Raw genomic sequence first — 14,297 nt, 5'->3', positions numbered from 1 at the left:
ACGTTCGCTGCCTCCACCCCGGGCCTCGACACCCCGGGCCTCGACACCCCGGACGTCAGCGCTCCGGCGACGGCGTCCCGGGCGGCGGGTCACCGATGGGGCCCGGGGTGTAGGTGCCCCAGACCTCGCGCTCGCCGCGGACGACGGTCGGCGAGGCGGAGTCGGGCGTGTAGGGGTCGAGACGCTGGACGACGCCCCAGTCGCGCCACGGCTGGCCCTCGAGGTAGGTCGGCAGCTCGCTGCGCCGCTCGAGGACGTCGATCCACCCCTGGGGCCCGCCGGCGCTCGCCTGCGACCAGTTGATGCCGCCCGGACGCAGCTGGCTCGCGTCGGCGATCAGGCGGTAGCGGGCCACCTCGGCGATCCCGTCGTTCACGTCGAACGGGCGCAGGCACGGGCTCGCGAACTGCACGGGCCACTCCAGGTAGCCCGGGTACGCCGGGCCCAGGATCTCGGTCAGCGGCACGAGCTGGGGCCCCCGCATCGGGGCGATCGCGAGCCACCCGTCGGGCCCGAGCGCGCGATCCTGGGCGATGAGGCGCACCTCGTCGGCCTGCGCGCCCAGCCCGCCCGCGAGGTTGAGCCGGATCTCGCGCCACGGCGGTTCGCCGAACGCCCCGTCGTCGATCGGGTCCTGCCCGAGGATCCGCACCCGGCCGTCGGGCAGGCGGTCGGCGTACTGGATGGTCAGGAAGTTCCCGCCGTTGAGGCGCCCGGCGACGCTGAGGACCAGCGGGGTCTCGCCGCTGCGCAGCTCGTCGTCGAGCCGGTACCAGTCGGTGCGCAGCACCCCGGTGCCCGTGCCCTCGGCGTCGTAGGACCCCAGCGCCTGGTCGGCGAGCCCGTTGCGCAGCGAGTACTCGAAGCCCGACACGCCGGTGCCGCCGCCGACGGGCGGCTCGGCGCCGGCCGCGGAGAACCCGGTGTTCGCGGGCTGCGGGTCGACGAGCTGGGCCTCGGGGGCCGACGCGGGCACGGTGCCCGACGGCAGCGGCGCGGGACTCGGGGTCGCCGAGGCGCCCGGCGAGGTGGTGGTGGTGCTCGGCGGGGTCGTGGTCGTGGTCCCGCCGCCGTCGGTGGCCGTCGCGTCGGAGTCACCCGCGCCGCCCGAGCCGCCGGTCGGCGAGGTCGTCGGGGTCGGCGGCGCCACGCTCGGCAGTACGCCGGGCGCGGACGGCGCCAGGCCGGTGGGCGGCGGCGCGGTCTCCAGGACGCCGGCGAGCGTGGACCCCTCGACGCGGACCGCGTCGGCGAGCCCGCAGCTGCCGCCGAAGGGGTGCTCGAGGACGTCGCCGCCGAGGGAGAAGCTGCCCTCCTGTGCCTCGATGCCCTCGGTCATCGACCACATCTCGAACACCAGGAGCGCGGCGCAGACCAGCGCGATGGGGGCCGACCCGATGCGCAGCGCGCGGGCCCGGCGCTCCACGGTCGACCCGCCGCGGGTCCGCCGGAGTTTCCCCAGCGCCTTGCGCGGTGGCGCGAGCACCGCACCGACGGCCGTGGAGGCGGCCGAGGGCGGCCCGTCGTCCTCCCCGGTCGGCTCCGGGCGCGGCACCCCGCGGATGTGCTCGATCCCGGCCAGGATCAGCAGGATCACCGCGACCACGAGGCACAGGGAGTACACCGGCCAGGGCTCGATCCCGAACGGCCAGCCGGTCCAGAACGGGGGGCCGGCGTTGAACGGCACGCCCCAGTTGCTCGTGTACCACCAGGTGTTCGGCCCGGTGAACGCGAGCGCCAGGACGACGAACAGCGCCGCGAGGAAGAGCAGGCGGTTGCGGCGCGAGCGCAGGACGTCGCTCGACGTCGCCAGCGCCGTCAGCGCGGCCATGCCGGCGCCGAGGGCGGCGAAGGCGCCGAAGTGGTGGGTCCACTTGGTGGGCGTCAGCGCGAGCACGGCGAACGCGACGACCGACGACCCGATGAGGCGCTGCGACGGTCCGAGCGCGGCACCGGTGATCTTGTCACGGCGCAGCAGCACGACGATGCACACCGCGATGCCGAGCATCAGCAGCAGCACCGGGAAGCGCCGCGCGAGCGAGCCGTCGGCCGCCGTCCCGAACAGCGACTGGTAGCGCACGACCTCCTGGAACCAGCTCCAGTTCGGGCCCATCAGCGTGCGCAGCCGCGTGGCCTCCCACACCGCCGCCCAGGTCTGGTCGGCGTAGATGACCACGAGCACGAGCAGCCCGGAGGCGAACACCGGCGCCATCACGGGCAGCCATCCGCCGAAGCGCACGCGCTCGGAGACCAGCTTCCACAGGGGCCGGGCGGCGGCGAGGAACGGGGCGACGGCGATGAAGCCGGTGGGCGTCGCGGCGACCGCGAACGCGGCGGCGAGCAGGCCCAGCGCGACCGGGGCCAGCCGCCGCGTCGCCACCCCGCGCTCGACCGCGCAGAACGCCAGCAGCGCGGAGATGACCACGACCGGCTCGGGGCGCAACCCGTTGTTGTAGGGCAGCCAGAACGCGAGGAACACCATGGCGGCGGCCCAGGCCGCCGCCTTCGACCGCCGGACCTGCTGGCCCAGCCGCGGCAGCATCTCCCGGCTGATGAGCAGCCAGGACACGATGCCCATGAGCAACGACGGCACGCGCAGCCAGAGCACCGAGTCGTCGACGCGGATCCACAGCGCGTAGAGCTCGTAGAACCAGCCGAACGGCGCCTCGGGGACGTTGAACCAGCGGTAGTAGTTGCCGATGTAGCCGGCCGACTCGCGGGCCCGCGCGATGCCGAGGATGTAGCCGTCGTCGGAGGTCTGGCTGCCGATCACCGCCCAGATGCCGAGCACGGCGGTGACGACCACGTCCCGCCCGGTCGGCCACCACCAGCCCTTCGGTGCCAGGCGCGGCGCGCGGCGCCCGGCGCGCACGTCGAGGGCGTGCAGCGCCCACACCCCGCCCGCCGTCGCGAGCACGGCGAGGACGCCGGCGAGGTACTTCAGCGCGGTCGGCGAGGTCTCGAAGCGGGTGTCCGGCGTGATCGACACCGCGACGCCGGACACGTCGTCGCGGCTGTCGTCGAGATCGGAGTAGATGCCGACGACCTGCGGGCGGGCGTCGAACGGCAGGCGGATCTCCTGCCCGATGCCGAGGTCGATGAGCGTCGAGCCCGCGTCCGAGGTCACCCGCACCGTGCAGTCGCCCGCCGGCACCGGGGCCGTTGCCATCTGCTGCCCGCGGTCGTTCAGCACGAGCTGGCCGTTCTCCACGCTCAGGCGCATGCCGACCTGGGGCCCGTCCGGCGACAGCGGCGGGTAGGTCGAGACCACGGTGGCCGCGGGGCCGGTGCGGGCGTCGAGGTCCTGCACCGCCCGGCACGGCACCGTGATGCTCATGGTCTCGGGCCGGTAGGCCACCAGCGGGGCGTCGACCGGACGGGTGCCCGTGGTCGCGCTCGGCCAGGTGATCGTCGCGGTGTCCTGTACGACGGGCAGGAACGGGAAGAGCACCGCGAGCACGGTGCCCAGCAGACCCAGCCCGACCGCGAGCAGGCGCAGCCACCGCGGTCCACGGGTGGGACGCCCCGCCTCGGGGGTCTCGGAGATGTCGCTACCCGGGCGCGGCGGGCTGACGGTCTGTTCCGAGGTCAGCACGCTGCGAGGCTAGTCCGGGTGCCGGAGCGCCCCGTGAGGTGTCCCGGTTCGGGTGACCCCGGTCGCACCGCTCACCGTCGGTGGAAGCGCTCGCGGCGGCCGAGACGCACCAGCGACAGCCACTCCCGCAGGGCCTTCGGGTCGCGGCGCGAGACCAGGAAGTACCAGGCGAAACGCAGGTGCTCGATCGCCCCGAAGCGACGCAGGCCGGGCTGGGCCAGCAGGTAGCCGCGGTTGCGGTAGGTGTAGTAGCGCTTGGTGTCGTCGCCCGGGTCCTGGGCGTGCAGCCGCCCGCCGAGCATCGGCCGGAACTCCGCCGACCCGTCGGGGTGCACGTACGCGGTGGTCAGGCACGTGCCGTAGGGCAGCCCGGAGCGCGCGAGCCGGCGGTGCAGCTCCACCTCGTCGCCGCGGACGAACAGCCGCAGATCCGGCACGCCGACCACGTCGAGCGTGGTCGCGCGGAACAACGCGCCGTTGAACAGGTGCGCGATGCCCGGCATCAGCTCGCCGCCGGTGCGCTCCGCGTACTCGGCCAGCTCGGAGCGCCGGCGCGTCCACCGCAGGCCCTGGCGCAGCGGGAACGCGAGGCGCTCGGGGTCGGCGAGGTCGGCGATCACCGGGGACACCTCGGCGAGACCCCGCCGGCGCGCGACGTCGAGCAGCGTGGCCAGGACGTGCTCGTCGGCGGGCCGGCCGTCGTCGTCGGCGAGCCACAGCCAGTCGGTGCCGCGGGCGAGCGCGGTGAGCATGCCCAGCGCGTAGCCCCCGGCGCCGCCGAGGTTGTGGTGCGAGGGCAGGTAGGTCGCGGGCAGCCCGCAGTTCTCGACGACCTCGCGCGTCGCGGGGTCCGGCCCGTTGTCGACGACCACGAGGTGGTCGGGCCGGCGCGTCTGCTTCGCGATCACCGCGAGCCCGTCGACCAGCAGGTCCGCGCGGTGCCGGGTGACGACGACCGCCGTGACGGTCTCCGCCTCGGTCATCCGCCGGCCTCGCCGACCGACCCGACCGACCCGCCCGACCCGTTCGACCCGGCGCCCTCGAGCCGCCGCAGCGTCTCCGGGCTCAGACCCTCGAAGATGTCGCGGCCCTTGTAGTGGCTCACGACGTCGCGCAGTGGGCCCTGCTCGCGGATGACGCCGCCGTCCATCCAGATCGCGGTGTCGCACAGCTCCACGAGGAACTCGTCGGAGTGCGAGGCGAACACGAGCATCCCGGAGCGGCCGACGAGATCCCGCAGGCGGTCGCGCGCCTTCTCCAGGAACGCCGAGTCCACCGCGCCGATGCCCTCGTCGAGGATGAGGATCTCGGGGTCGATCGACGTGACGACGCCCAGCGCGAGCCGCACGCGCATGCCCGTCGAGTAGGTGCGCAGGGGCATGTCGAGGTAGTCGCCGAGCTCGGTGAACTCGGCGATGTCGTTCACCCGGCGTTCCATCTCGCGGCGGGTCATGCCGAGGAACAGACCGCGGATGAGGATGTTCTCCAGGCCGGAGATCTCGGGGTCCATGCCGACCGCGAGGTCGAACACGGGCGCGACGCGGCCGCGGATGCTCGCGTGCCCGCGGGTGGGCTCGTAGATGCCGGCGAGCAGGCGCAGCAGGGTCGACTTGCCCGCGCCGTTGTGCCCGACGAGCCCGACGCGGTCGCCCTGGCGCAGGGTCAGGTCGACGTCGCGCAGCGCCTCCACGACGGGCACCTTCTGCGCGCTGATCCGGCCGCCCGCCCGCCCGAGGACGGACTTCTTGAGCGACCTGTTCTTCGCGTCGAAGATCGGGAACTCGACGCTGGCCCCGCGGACCTCGATGCCGACCATCAGTTCTCTCTCGTGGGTGGCTCACACCCAGTACGCGACGCGGGAGCGGTAGTTGCGCAGGGCCACCAGCGCCAGCGTCCACCCGACGAGGGTGATGCCGCCGGCGACGGCCCAGTGCGTCCAGCTCTGCGCCTGGCCCACCAGGGGCGCTCGGAAGATCTCGATGAAGTGGTAGAAGGGGTTCAGCTTGGCCAGCTGCTCGATGATGGCCTTGATGCTGCCGGGCTCGCCGCCGCGCAGCAGGTCGGTGGTCCAGATGATCGGCGTCATCGTGAAGAACAGCTGCATGAAGCTGCCGACCACCGGCGGGATGTCGCGGAAGCGCGCCGAGATGATCCCGAACAGCAGGGTCACCCACAGGCCGTTGACGACGATGAGGACGAACGCGGGGATCGCGAGCAGCGCCCACCAGCTCAGGCCCGGGTGCAGCAGGCCGGGCAGGTCCTCGGTGCCCGGCACGACGTTGACCATGCGGTAGGGCTCGTCGAGCTGGGTGAAGAAGATCGCGAGCACGACGACGTAGACCACGACGTTGTGCGCGAAGAACAGGATCTGGCGCCACACCGTGCGGAAGACGTAGATCATCAGCGGGGCCGGCAGGAAGCGGATGAGGCCCTCGTTGGCGATGAAGGTCTCGGTGCCCTCCAGCACGCAGGCGCTGATGAAGTACCAGATCATGAAGCCGACGGTCACGTACGGCATGAACGTGCCGATGGGCTGGCCGAAGAGCTGGGAGTACAGCCCGCCGAGCGCCGCGGCCGTCACGGCCATGCTGATGGTGATCCACAGCGGGCCGATCACCGATCGGCGGTAGCGCTGCTTGATGTCCTGCCAGCCGAGATGACCCCACAGCTCGCGCTGCGCGACGGCCTGCCGGATGTCGCCGAACGCGCGCCCCCAGCTGCGCGGGGACGGCGCGGAATCCTCGGGCGCCGGCTCGTCGGCGTCCGAACGCGCGAGTGCGGGGACGGCCACGTCGCGTGAGCGTACCTGCGCGGGGGGTGGGTTCCCGCGCCCCACGGCCGCCGGGTCGTGCCTCAGAGGTACTGCCCCGTCGTGCCGCCGCCGGGGGTGCCCGACGAGCCGCTGGGCAGGCCGCGCCGCATCTGCTCGAGCTGGACGCGGGCGGCCATCTGCTGGGCCACCAGCGCGGTCTGGATGCCGTGGAACAGGCCCTCGAGCCAGCCGACGAGCTGGGCCTGCGCGATCCGCAGCTCGCCCGCCGACGGCGGCTCCTCGGTGGCGAACGGCTCGACCAGCCGGCCGAGCTCCTCGCGCAGCTCGGGGGCCAGCGCCGTCTCGAGCTCGCGCAGCGACGAGGCGTGGATCTCGCGCAGGCGGCCGCGGCTGGCGTCGTCGAGGTCGGTGGCCCGGACCTCCTCGAGCAGCTGCTTGATCATCATGCCGATGCGCATGACCTTGGCCGGTTCCTCGACCGCGTCCGAGAGGTCCTCACGCTGCGCGTCGGCGCCCTCCGCGCCCTCGTCGTCCCCGCGGGCCTCCCCGCTCGGGACGCGCACGGTCCCCACCGGCTGGCCGTCCGGGCCCACCACCATCACCTGGTCGCCGGACGTGGGGCCTGTCGAGGATGTGGGGCGGTCGCCGGGTGCCTCGCTCATGCCCTCCATCCTCCACCCGTCGGCGAGCGGTGCCCGCCCGGCGCCCCGCGGCGTCAGCCGCGCCGACCACCGTCGCCGCCGGTCGTACCGCTCCGTACCCTCCGAAAGCGTGTCGTTCGACGTCGCCCGGGTCCGCGGCCTCGTGCCGGCGCTGGGTGACGGCTGGGCGCACCTCGACGGGCCCACGGGGATGCAGATCCCCGAGCAGGTGGCCACCGCGGTGTCCTCGGCGCTGCGCGCGCCCGTGTCGCGCCCCGGCGGCGTCTTCCCCGCGTCCAAGCGCGGCGGCGCCATCGTGGAGGCGGCGCGGCGGGCGATCGCCGACCTCGTGGGCGCCGACCCCAAGGGCGTCGTCCTCGGCCCGGGCCCCGCGCCGCTGATCCAGCGGCTCGCCGACGCCCTGAGCGCCGACTGGGCCCTCGGCGACGAGGTGGTCGTCTCCCGCCTCGACGACCTCGCCAACGTCGCCCCGTGGGAACGCGCCGCGCAGCGGGCGGGCGGGCGGCTGCGCACCGCCGAGATCGACGTGGAGACCTGCGAGCTGCCCAGCTGGCAGTTCGACGAGCTCCTCGGCGAGCGCACCCGCGTCGTCGCCGTCACCGCCGCGTGCCCGGCGATCGGCGTGCGCACCGAGGTCGCGGCCATCGCGCGCAAGGTGCACGCCCTGCCGCACCGGAGCACGGGCGTCGAGCCGCTGATGGTCGTCGACGCGAGCGCCGCGGCGCCGTACCTGCCGCTGGACCTCGAGACCATGGGCGCCGACGTCATGGTCCTCTCGGCCGCGGCGTGGGGCGGCCCGCCGGTGGGCGCGCTGGTGTTCCGCACCCCCGACCTGCTCGACCGCCTGCCCGCGGCCTCGCTCGACTCCTCCGCGCGCGGGCCCGAGCGGCTCGAGCTCGGCGACGCGCCGTGGGCGCTGCTCGCGGGGCTCGTCGCGTCGGTGGACTACCTGGCCGACCTCGACGACACCGCCGAGGGCCCGCGGCGCGACCGCGTGCTGACCTCGATGAGCTCGGTGCGCGCGCACCAGGACGAGCTCACCGCCTACCTCGTCTCGGAGCTGCGCTTCCTGCCCGGGGTCATGGTCATCGGCGACCCGCCCCGCCGGATTCCCGTGGTCGCCTTCACCGTCGCCGGCCGCACCGCGCGGGAGGTCGCCGAGCGGGTCGCGGAGCACGGCGTCTGCGTGGTCACCGACACCGGCGACACCGGTGCCCTCGAGGTCCTCGGCGGCGCCGAGGTGGGCGGTGTCGTGCGCGTGGGCCTCGCGCACTACACCACCCGCGCCGAGATCGACACGCTCGTCAGCGCGCTCGCCCGGCTGTAGGGCGCCGGCGCGACGGAGCGAGGGTCACCCTCGCTGTGTGGCACGCAGCCAGGGCGGCCCTCGCTCGCCCCGTCAGGCGCTCAGCACCCCGTCCTCGTCGCGCACCACGAGCACGAGCTTGCCGACGACGCCGCCCTCGTCGAGCGCCGCGTGGGCGCGCGAGGCCTCGGCGGCCGGGAGGTACTCGTGGATCACGGGTCGGACGGTGCCCTGCTCCACGAGCGGCCAGAGCTCCTCACGCACGCTGGCGACGATCGCGCCCTTGCCGTCGGGGCCCTCGACCGGGCGCCCGCGCAGGGTCGTGGCGCCGACCGAGAGCCGCCGGGCCAGCAGCGTTCCCAGGTTGATCTCGGTCTTCGCGCCGCCCATGAGCCCGATGATCACCAGCCGGCCGCCGGTGGCGAGCGAGGCCAGGTTCGCCTTCAGGTTGGAGGCGCCCATGTTGTCGAGGATGACGTCGACGCCGCGGTCGTCGGTGGCGCTCGCGACCTCGCTCGGGAGGTCGTCGTGGTAGTCGATGGCGACGTCGGCGCCGAGGTCGAGGCACGTCTGCAGGCGCTCGGGCGACCCGGCCGTGGCCAGGACGCGCGCGCCGAGGGCCTTGCCGACCTGGATCGCGTGCGTCCCGATGCCGCCCGACCCGCCGTGGACCAGGAGCGTCTCTCCCGCGCGCAGGTGCCCGGTCATGGCGAGGTTCGACCACACGGTGCACGCGACCTCGGGCAAACCGCCCGCGTCGACCAACGAGACGCCCCGCGGCACCGGCAGCAGCTGCGGCACGGGCACGGCGACCTTCTCCGCGTAGCCGCCGCCGGCGAGCAGCGCGCACACCTCGTCGCCGACCGACCACCCCTCGACGTCGGGGCCCAGCGCCGCGATCCGTCCCGAGCACTCCAGACCCGGGATCTCCGACGCGCCGGGCGGCGGCGGATAGTTGCCCTGGCGCTGCAGGACGTCGGCCCGGTTCACCGCCGAGGCGACGACGTCGACGACGACCTCGTTCGGGCCGGGCTCGGGGTCGGGGTGCTCGGTCCACTCGAGGACCTCGGGGCCGCCGGGCTCGCGGATGCTGATCGCGTACACGGTGCGCGACGCTATCGGCGACGGCCTCCCGCCGCGTCTCGTACCCAGAGTAGGTCGAACGCAGTATCCTGCGCGGATGGCCGAGCAGGAGCCGCGCTGGCTCGACCCCGCCGAGTGGCACGCGTGGCGCAACTACATCGCGGGCCAGGCCCTTCTCGCCGGCCGCCTCAACCGCGAGCTGTCCGACCGGCACGGGCTGTCCCTCGCCGACTACGAGATCCTCGTGCGCCTCTCCGAGCAGCAGGACCACCGGATGCGGATGAGCCTGCTCGCCGACGAGGTCGTGGCGTCGAAGTCCCGGCTCTCCCACCAGGTGTCCCGGCTCGAGGCCGACGGCCTGGTGCGCCGCGAGCTGTGCCCCTCCGACGGCCGCGGCGTGTTCGCCGTGCTCACCGACCACGGCTTCGAGGTGCTCCAGCGCGCCGCGCCCGACCACCTCGAGGGCGTGCGCGCCCACTTCGTCGACCTCCTCGACGACACCGAGCGCAAGGTCATCGGGGACGTCTTCGAGCGTGTCCAGACCAAGCTGCGCGCCGACTCCTGACCTGCGCCTACCCTGACGCGCGGAAGCGTGGCAGAGCGGCCGATTGCATCCGCCTTGAAAGCGGACGTCACGAGAGTGACCGGGGGTTCGAATCCCCCCGCTTCCGCCGAACCGGCTCCCGCCGATCACGGAAACGTCCGCACCGGGCCCCGATCCGGGACCGAAGGTCCTACCCCGCCCGCCGGAAGGCGTGTGCGCTCGCCATGCGACGTGGCAAGAGGGTGGAGGCCGGAGATGCTCGACGACCGGGAACGACGAGCGCTGGAGAGGCTCGAGCACGAGCTCGCGTCGGCGGACCCCCTCCTCGCCCGGCGGATGCGCCGGGCGCTCCCGACATGGCGTCGGTGGGCGACCTGGCGCGTCCTGTTGGCGGCGGTGGGTGTCACCCTCGCGGTCGGGCTCGTGGTGCTCGGCCTCGCCGGGCAGGCGCTCCTGGTGCTGGTGATCCTGTCGTGGCCGCTCGTCGCGCACATGCGGGCACAGCGGCCCCGTGGCGACCCGGCCGAGTAGCTCACTCCGGCGGCTCGTCGCCGGGGTCCAGGTCGCGCAGCTCGTCGAGGATCTCGTCCTGGCGATCACGCGGCGGGCGGATCTCGTCGTGCTGCAGCGTCAGCCGCTCGAACTGCGGTGCGAGGGAGCGCCGGATCTCGCTCTTCATCGCCTCGTCGACCGCGCCGGCGAGGGCCGTCTCGTCCGCGGGCTCGTCACCCTCGTCGCTCGGCATCGTGCGCCCCCTCCCGCCGGGTCCGCAGGAGGGTGCCCCGTCTCCGGTGCGGTGAAGCCGCGCTCAGTCGGTGGGCGCCACGACGATGTCGCCGGGACCGATGCGCCGGGGGACGGGACGGTCGGCGCCCGCGTAGATCTCGGCGACGAGGCGGGCGAGCCGCGTCCCGGCGGCGCGGTAGAAGCGCGTCTGCGTCCGGCGACCGAACACCCCGAAGCCGAGGGCGATCACCGGGTTCGGAATCTTCGCCCGGCTCGACGTGCCGGTCATGACGAACTCGACGCGGCCCGTCGAGAGGTTCTTGACGACCTCGTAGACGAGCCGGCCGCGCTCGAGATGGTGCTCCAGGGTGCGGTAGCTCCAGCCCCACGAACGCTCCTGCGTGCCGTCGGCGCGGTCGCGGACCTCGTCGACCTCGGCGTCGACCCGCACCCCCATCGGGAAGCGCAGCACGAGGAACCGGCCCTCGAGCAACATGTCCCGCCCGACGAGCGGGGCCGCGTGATGGAAGTAGGCGTGCATGATCCGCGGCTCGGCGAACTCGTAGTCGAACACGAGTCCGCGGGCGATCTCGTACGGCCCGCCGGGGACGGGCTCGCCGGGCTCCTCGTCGCCGAGGAAGTGGCGCACGCGGTCGTGGTGCCAGCCCCGGCCCTCGGTGTGGGCGGGGTCGTAGTTCAGGTCGTAGCCGGCGATCTCCTGCAGGCCACGCGCCGGGTCGGGGTGGGCGCCGATCCTCACGGGGCGATCCTCACGGCGGGTCTCACGCGGCGGCTCCGATCACGGCGGGGCGGACAGGGTCGGGCGACCGTCACGCACCGGACGGACCGGCGCATGGTGTCACCGCCCGGCGGCTACCCGCTCCACCATGCCCCTGCGTCGTCTGTTCTCCCGGCGCCCCCCGCTCGGACGCCTCCGACGCGGCTGGGGTGCGCTGCTCATGGTCGGGCGACACCTGCGGGCGCTGCCCATCACACGGCGGCGGCGGGAGCGCGGGGACCGCACCGACCTGCCCGCTCCCTGGCCGCTCGCCCTCGTCGACGAGCGCACGAAGACGTTCGCCGACGGCCGCGGTCCCCTGTTCCACCGGGTCTTCACGGTGCGCGCGGTCGCCGCCGAGCACGGGGCGGCCGCCCTGATCGAGACCCTGTCGCAGGACCTCGACCGCGGGGCCCCGCCGCACGTCGTCACGTTCGCCCGAGAGCGGGGGGAGCCCGGCCGGATGCTGCTCGGCGACGAGTACCGGGTGTACATGCCCGCGCCGTGGGACGGGCCGGTGCGGGTGCTGGCGCGCACCGAGTACGCCTTCCGGTTCGGCACCCTCGACGGTCACCTCGAGGCCGGCGAGATCGAGTTCCGGGCCGCGGACTCCGGGCCCGGCGTCGTCGACTTCACGATCGAGGTGTGGTCCCGGGGCGGCGACCGGGTGGCCGCGCTGGTCTACGGCCGTCTCGGTGTGGGCCGCGAGGTCCAGGCGGCGCTGTGGGTGCAGTTCTGTCTCGGGGCGGTGCGGCTGGTGGGCGGCCGGCGGGAGGGCCCGGTGCGCGAGGTCACACGGCGTGTCCCGGCCGACGAGCTGGGGTGAGCGACCTGAGCCGCGCCCTCAGCGGGGGAACGAGCCGGCCGCGGCGAGGAACAGGTCGACCTCCTCGGCCGTGCCGGCGCTGACCCGCACGCCGTCGCCCGCGAACGCGCGGACGACCACCTTGTTCTCCAGGGCGTGCTCGGCGAACTCGGCCGCGCGCTCGCCCAGCGGGAGCCAGACGAAGTTCGACTGCGACGGCGGCACCTCGTACCCGAGCGACCGCAGCTCGGAGGTCATGCGCGCGACCTCGGTCACCGCGCCCGCGCAGTCGGCGTGCAGCTCGTCGAGGTGGTCGAGCGCGGCGAGCGCCGCCGCCTGCGCCACGGCGGACACCGCGAACGGCACCGCGACCCCGCGCAGCGCCGCCGCGAGTTCCGGCGGGGCCACGGCGTAGCCGACACGCAGCCCGGCGAGGCGGTGGGCCTTGGAGAAGGTCCGCAGGACGCAGACGTTGTCGAGCTCGGCGGCGAGTGCGAGCCCGTCGGGAACGGCCGGGTCGGAGACGAACTCGCGGTAGGCCTCGTCGAGCACCACGAGCACGTCGTCCGGGATGCGGGCGAGGAAGGTGCGCAGGGCGTCCTCGTCGACGGCCGTGCCCGTCGGGTTGTTCGGGTTGCAGACGAAGACCAGCCGCGTGCGCTCCGTGACGGCGTCGGCCATGGCGTCGAGGTCGTGGACGTGCCCGGGCGTCAAGGGCACGCGCACCGCCCGGGCGTGGCCCGCGAGCGCCACGATCGGGTACGCCTCGAACGACCGCCACGCGAAGACGACCTCGTCGCCGGGCGCGCAGAGCGCCTGCACGAGCTGCCCGCAGAGGGCCACCGACCCGCAGCCGACGGCGATGCGGGCGGGGTCGACGCCGTGGTGCTCGGCGAGCCGCGCGGTCAGCGTCGTGACGGCGATGTCGGGGTAGCGGTTGCCGGCCTGCGCGGCCCGGTCGACGGCGTCGAGCACGGCCGGCAGGGGCGGCAGCGGCATCTCGTTGCTCGCCAGCTTCACCGCTCCGGGCACGGTGCGACCGGCGACGTAGGTCGGCAGGGCGGCGAGGTCGTCACGGAGTCGCACGGGCACGCCGACCACGGTAGACGCGTCCGGCGGACCGCCGGGACCCTCGCCAGGTGATCGACCGGGCGCGCGGGACGCGGGCCCGACGACGTGGAAGGCTGAGTGCATGACGGGCACCCACACCGAGACCATCCCGCTGGTCGACGAGACGCAGCTGCGGGTGACCATCGGCGAGCCCGACGGGGCCGTCCGCGGCGGGGTCGTGGTGCTGCACGAGTCGCGCGGCATGACCTCGCGGACCGAGGCCATCGTCGAGGCGCTGGCCGGGGAGGGCTGGCTGGCGGTCGCGCCGCACCTCTACCACCGCGACGACCCGGGCATCGACGAGCAGACCGACGACGACGAGGCCGTCGGCCGTGGCGCCGCCGCGATCTCGGGCGAGTCGGTGCTCGCCGACTCGGACGCGGCGTTCGGGATGCTCGCCGAGCGCGGCGTGAGCTCCGACCGGATGGCGGTCCTCGGCTTCGACATCGGCGCCACGGCCGCGCTCGTGGTCGCCGCCCAGCGCTCGCTGGGCGCGGTCGTCACCGTGTCGGCCGCCGGCGTCACGTCGCCGCTGGCCACGGGCCTGCCGCCGCTGATCGACGTGGTCGGCGAGCTGACCTGCCCGTGGCTGGGGCTCTACGGCGAGAGCGGCGACCCCGTCGAGCCGGCGGAGGTCGACCACCTGCGCGAGGCCGCGCACGCCTCCGGGCGCGTCGTCGACGTCGTCGTCTACCCCTCGCGCGAGCACCGCTTCGACGCCGACGAGCGCGCGGCGGCCCAGCCGGATCCCCTCGACGAGGGGAACTCCGAGGAGGCCACCAAGATGGAGGCACGCAGCCGGGTACTGAACTGGCTGGACGCGCATTTGCGCTAGCGCCCTATCGGCGTGCTGTGTTGTCTGTGAGCGCTTGCCCGTGCCAGGACACGGGCAGGCGCGCACACCGACCGGAGGGG

General features: G+C 74.3%; 14 protein-coding genes and 1 tRNA gene. 6 read left to right on the top strand and 9 right to left on the bottom strand.

Annotated elements, in window-relative coordinates:
- Positions 1-55 precede the first annotated feature (55 nt).
- From C8D89_RS13810 to C8D89_RS13790, 5 genes are all read right to left on the bottom strand, one after another.
- A complete protein-coding gene (locus C8D89_RS13810; protein WP_116708697.1) occupies positions 56-3,595 on the bottom strand; it encodes an arabinosyltransferase domain-containing protein in 3,540 nt (1,179 codons plus the stop codon).
- 71 nt (positions 3,596-3,666) lie between these two features.
- Positions 3,667-4,578, bottom strand: a complete 912-nt coding sequence (gene glfT1 / locus C8D89_RS13805) for a galactofuranosyltransferase GlfT1 (RefSeq protein ID WP_116708696.1) — start codon at positions 4,576-4,578, stop codon at positions 3,667-3,669.
- Positions 4,575-5,411, bottom strand: a complete 837-nt coding sequence (gene wzt / locus C8D89_RS13800) for a galactan export ABC transporter ATP-binding subunit Wzt/RfbE (RefSeq protein ID WP_116708695.1) — start codon at positions 5,409-5,411, stop codon at positions 4,575-4,577. Before wzt ends, glfT1 begins: the two co-directional genes overlap by 4 nt.
- Before the next feature lie 21 nt (positions 5,412-5,432).
- Positions 5,433-6,386 (bottom strand): galactan export ABC transporter permease subunit Wzm/RfbD, encoded by a 954-nt coding sequence (gene wzm, locus C8D89_RS13795; RefSeq protein ID WP_116708694.1) that lies wholly within the window; start codon positions 6,384-6,386, stop codon positions 5,433-5,435.
- Between the two features lie 62 nt (positions 6,387-6,448).
- On the bottom strand, positions 6,449-7,039 hold the full coding sequence (locus tag C8D89_RS13790) for a bacterial proteasome activator family protein (RefSeq protein WP_165825693.1): 591 nt from the start codon (positions 7,037-7,039) through the stop codon (positions 6,449-6,451).
- 100 nt (positions 7,040-7,139) lie between these two features.
- Between C8D89_RS13790 and C8D89_RS13785 the strand changes: the two genes are divergently transcribed.
- Positions 7,140-8,357, top strand: coding sequence for a cysteine desulfurase-like protein (locus C8D89_RS13785; protein ID WP_116708835.1), 1,218 nt, complete (start codon positions 7,140-7,142; stop codon positions 8,355-8,357).
- Positions 8,358-8,429: 72 nt separating this feature from the next.
- Here C8D89_RS13785 and C8D89_RS13780 read toward each other — a convergent pair whose 3' ends face one another.
- Entirely contained in the window at positions 8,430-9,440 is a 1,011-nt protein-coding gene (locus tag C8D89_RS13780; RefSeq protein WP_116708692.1) for an NAD(P)H-quinone oxidoreductase, read from the bottom strand.
- Between the two features lie 76 nt (positions 9,441-9,516).
- On the opposite strand from C8D89_RS13780, the gene C8D89_RS13775 reads away from it, so the two are divergent.
- The 3 genes from C8D89_RS13775 to C8D89_RS13765 all read left to right on the top strand — a co-directional run bounded on the left by C8D89_RS13775 (position 9,517) and on the right by C8D89_RS13765 (position 10,494).
- A complete protein-coding gene (locus tag C8D89_RS13775) occupies positions 9,517-9,984 on the top strand; it encodes a MarR family winged helix-turn-helix transcriptional regulator (protein WP_116708691.1) in 468 nt (155 codons plus the stop codon).
- A 21-nt stretch (positions 9,985-10,005) separates the two neighbouring features.
- Positions 10,006-10,090: transfer RNA gene (locus C8D89_RS13770), tRNA-Ser, on the top strand.
- 128 nt (positions 10,091-10,218) lie between these two features.
- Positions 10,219-10,494, top strand: a complete 276-nt coding sequence (locus tag C8D89_RS13765; protein ID WP_116708690.1) for a DUF3040 domain-containing protein — start codon at positions 10,219-10,221, stop codon at positions 10,492-10,494.
- A 1-nt stretch (position 10,495) separates the two neighbouring features.
- Here C8D89_RS13765 and C8D89_RS13760 read toward each other — a convergent pair whose 3' ends face one another.
- Together C8D89_RS13760 and C8D89_RS13755 are read right to left on the bottom strand one after the other, a co-directional pair.
- Positions 10,496-10,708: a hypothetical protein gene (locus C8D89_RS13760; RefSeq protein WP_116708689.1), complete on the bottom strand. Its 213-nt coding sequence runs from the start codon at positions 10,706-10,708 to the stop codon at positions 10,496-10,498.
- Positions 10,709-10,771: 63 nt separating this feature from the next.
- On the bottom strand, positions 10,772-11,449 hold the full coding sequence (locus tag C8D89_RS13755; RefSeq protein WP_116708688.1) for a DUF1990 family protein: 678 nt from the start codon (positions 11,447-11,449) through the stop codon (positions 10,772-10,774).
- A gap of 127 nt (positions 11,450-11,576) precedes the next feature.
- Between C8D89_RS13755 and C8D89_RS13750 the strand changes: the two genes are divergently transcribed.
- Positions 11,577-12,293: a DUF1990 family protein gene (locus tag C8D89_RS13750; RefSeq protein ID WP_116708687.1), complete on the top strand. Its 717-nt coding sequence runs from the start codon at positions 11,577-11,579 to the stop codon at positions 12,291-12,293.
- An 18-nt stretch (positions 12,294-12,311) separates the two neighbouring features.
- On the opposite strand, the gene hisC is transcribed toward C8D89_RS13750, so the two are convergent.
- On the bottom strand, positions 12,312-13,364 hold the full coding sequence (hisC, locus tag C8D89_RS13745) for a histidinol-phosphate transaminase (RefSeq protein WP_116708834.1): 1,053 nt from the start codon (positions 13,362-13,364) through the stop codon (positions 12,312-12,314).
- A 100-nt stretch (positions 13,365-13,464) separates the two neighbouring features.
- Here hisC and C8D89_RS13740 point away from each other — a divergent pair, with 100 nt between their 5' ends.
- The gene (locus C8D89_RS13740) at positions 13,465-14,217 is read left to right on the top strand and encodes a dienelactone hydrolase family protein (RefSeq protein WP_116708686.1); all 753 of its coding nucleotides are present in this window, start codon (positions 13,465-13,467) and stop codon (positions 14,215-14,217) included.
- Positions 14,218-14,297 lie beyond the last annotated feature (80 nt).

Origin of the sequence: Actinomycetospora cinnamomea (assembly GCF_003096675.1) — a bacterium.
Classification (GTDB): domain Bacteria; phylum Actinomycetota; class Actinomycetes; order Mycobacteriales; family Pseudonocardiaceae; genus Actinomycetospora; species Actinomycetospora cinnamomea.
The sequence above is the reverse complement of the archived record's forward strand: the minus strand, read 5'-3'. Positions and strand labels throughout refer to the sequence as shown.

Coding starts and splice junctions, on each gene's coding strand:
- glfT1 (WP_116708696.1), bottom strand. CDS start 4,578: ATGACCGAGGCGGAGACCGTCACGGCGGTCGTCGTCACCCGGCACCGC.
- wzt (WP_116708695.1), bottom strand. CDS start 5,411: ATGGTCGGCATCGAGGTCCGCGGGGCCAGCGTCGAGTTCCCGATCTTC.
- C8D89_RS13790 (WP_165825693.1), bottom strand. CDS start 7,039: ATGGAGGGCATGAGCGAGGCACCCGGCGACCGCCCCACATCCTCGACA.
- C8D89_RS13775 (WP_116708691.1), top strand. CDS start 9,517: ATGGCCGAGCAGGAGCCGCGCTGGCTCGACCCCGCCGAGTGGCACGCG.
- C8D89_RS13765 (WP_116708690.1), top strand. CDS start 10,219: ATGCTCGACGACCGGGAACGACGAGCGCTGGAGAGGCTCGAGCACGAG.
- C8D89_RS13760 (WP_116708689.1), bottom strand. CDS start 10,708: ATGCCGAGCGACGAGGGTGACGAGCCCGCGGACGAGACGGCCCTCGCC.
- C8D89_RS13750 (WP_116708687.1), top strand. CDS start 11,577: ATGCCCCTGCGTCGTCTGTTCTCCCGGCGCCCCCCGCTCGGACGCCTC.
- C8D89_RS13740 (WP_116708686.1), top strand. CDS start 13,465: ATGACGGGCACCCACACCGAGACCATCCCGCTGGTCGACGAGACGCAG.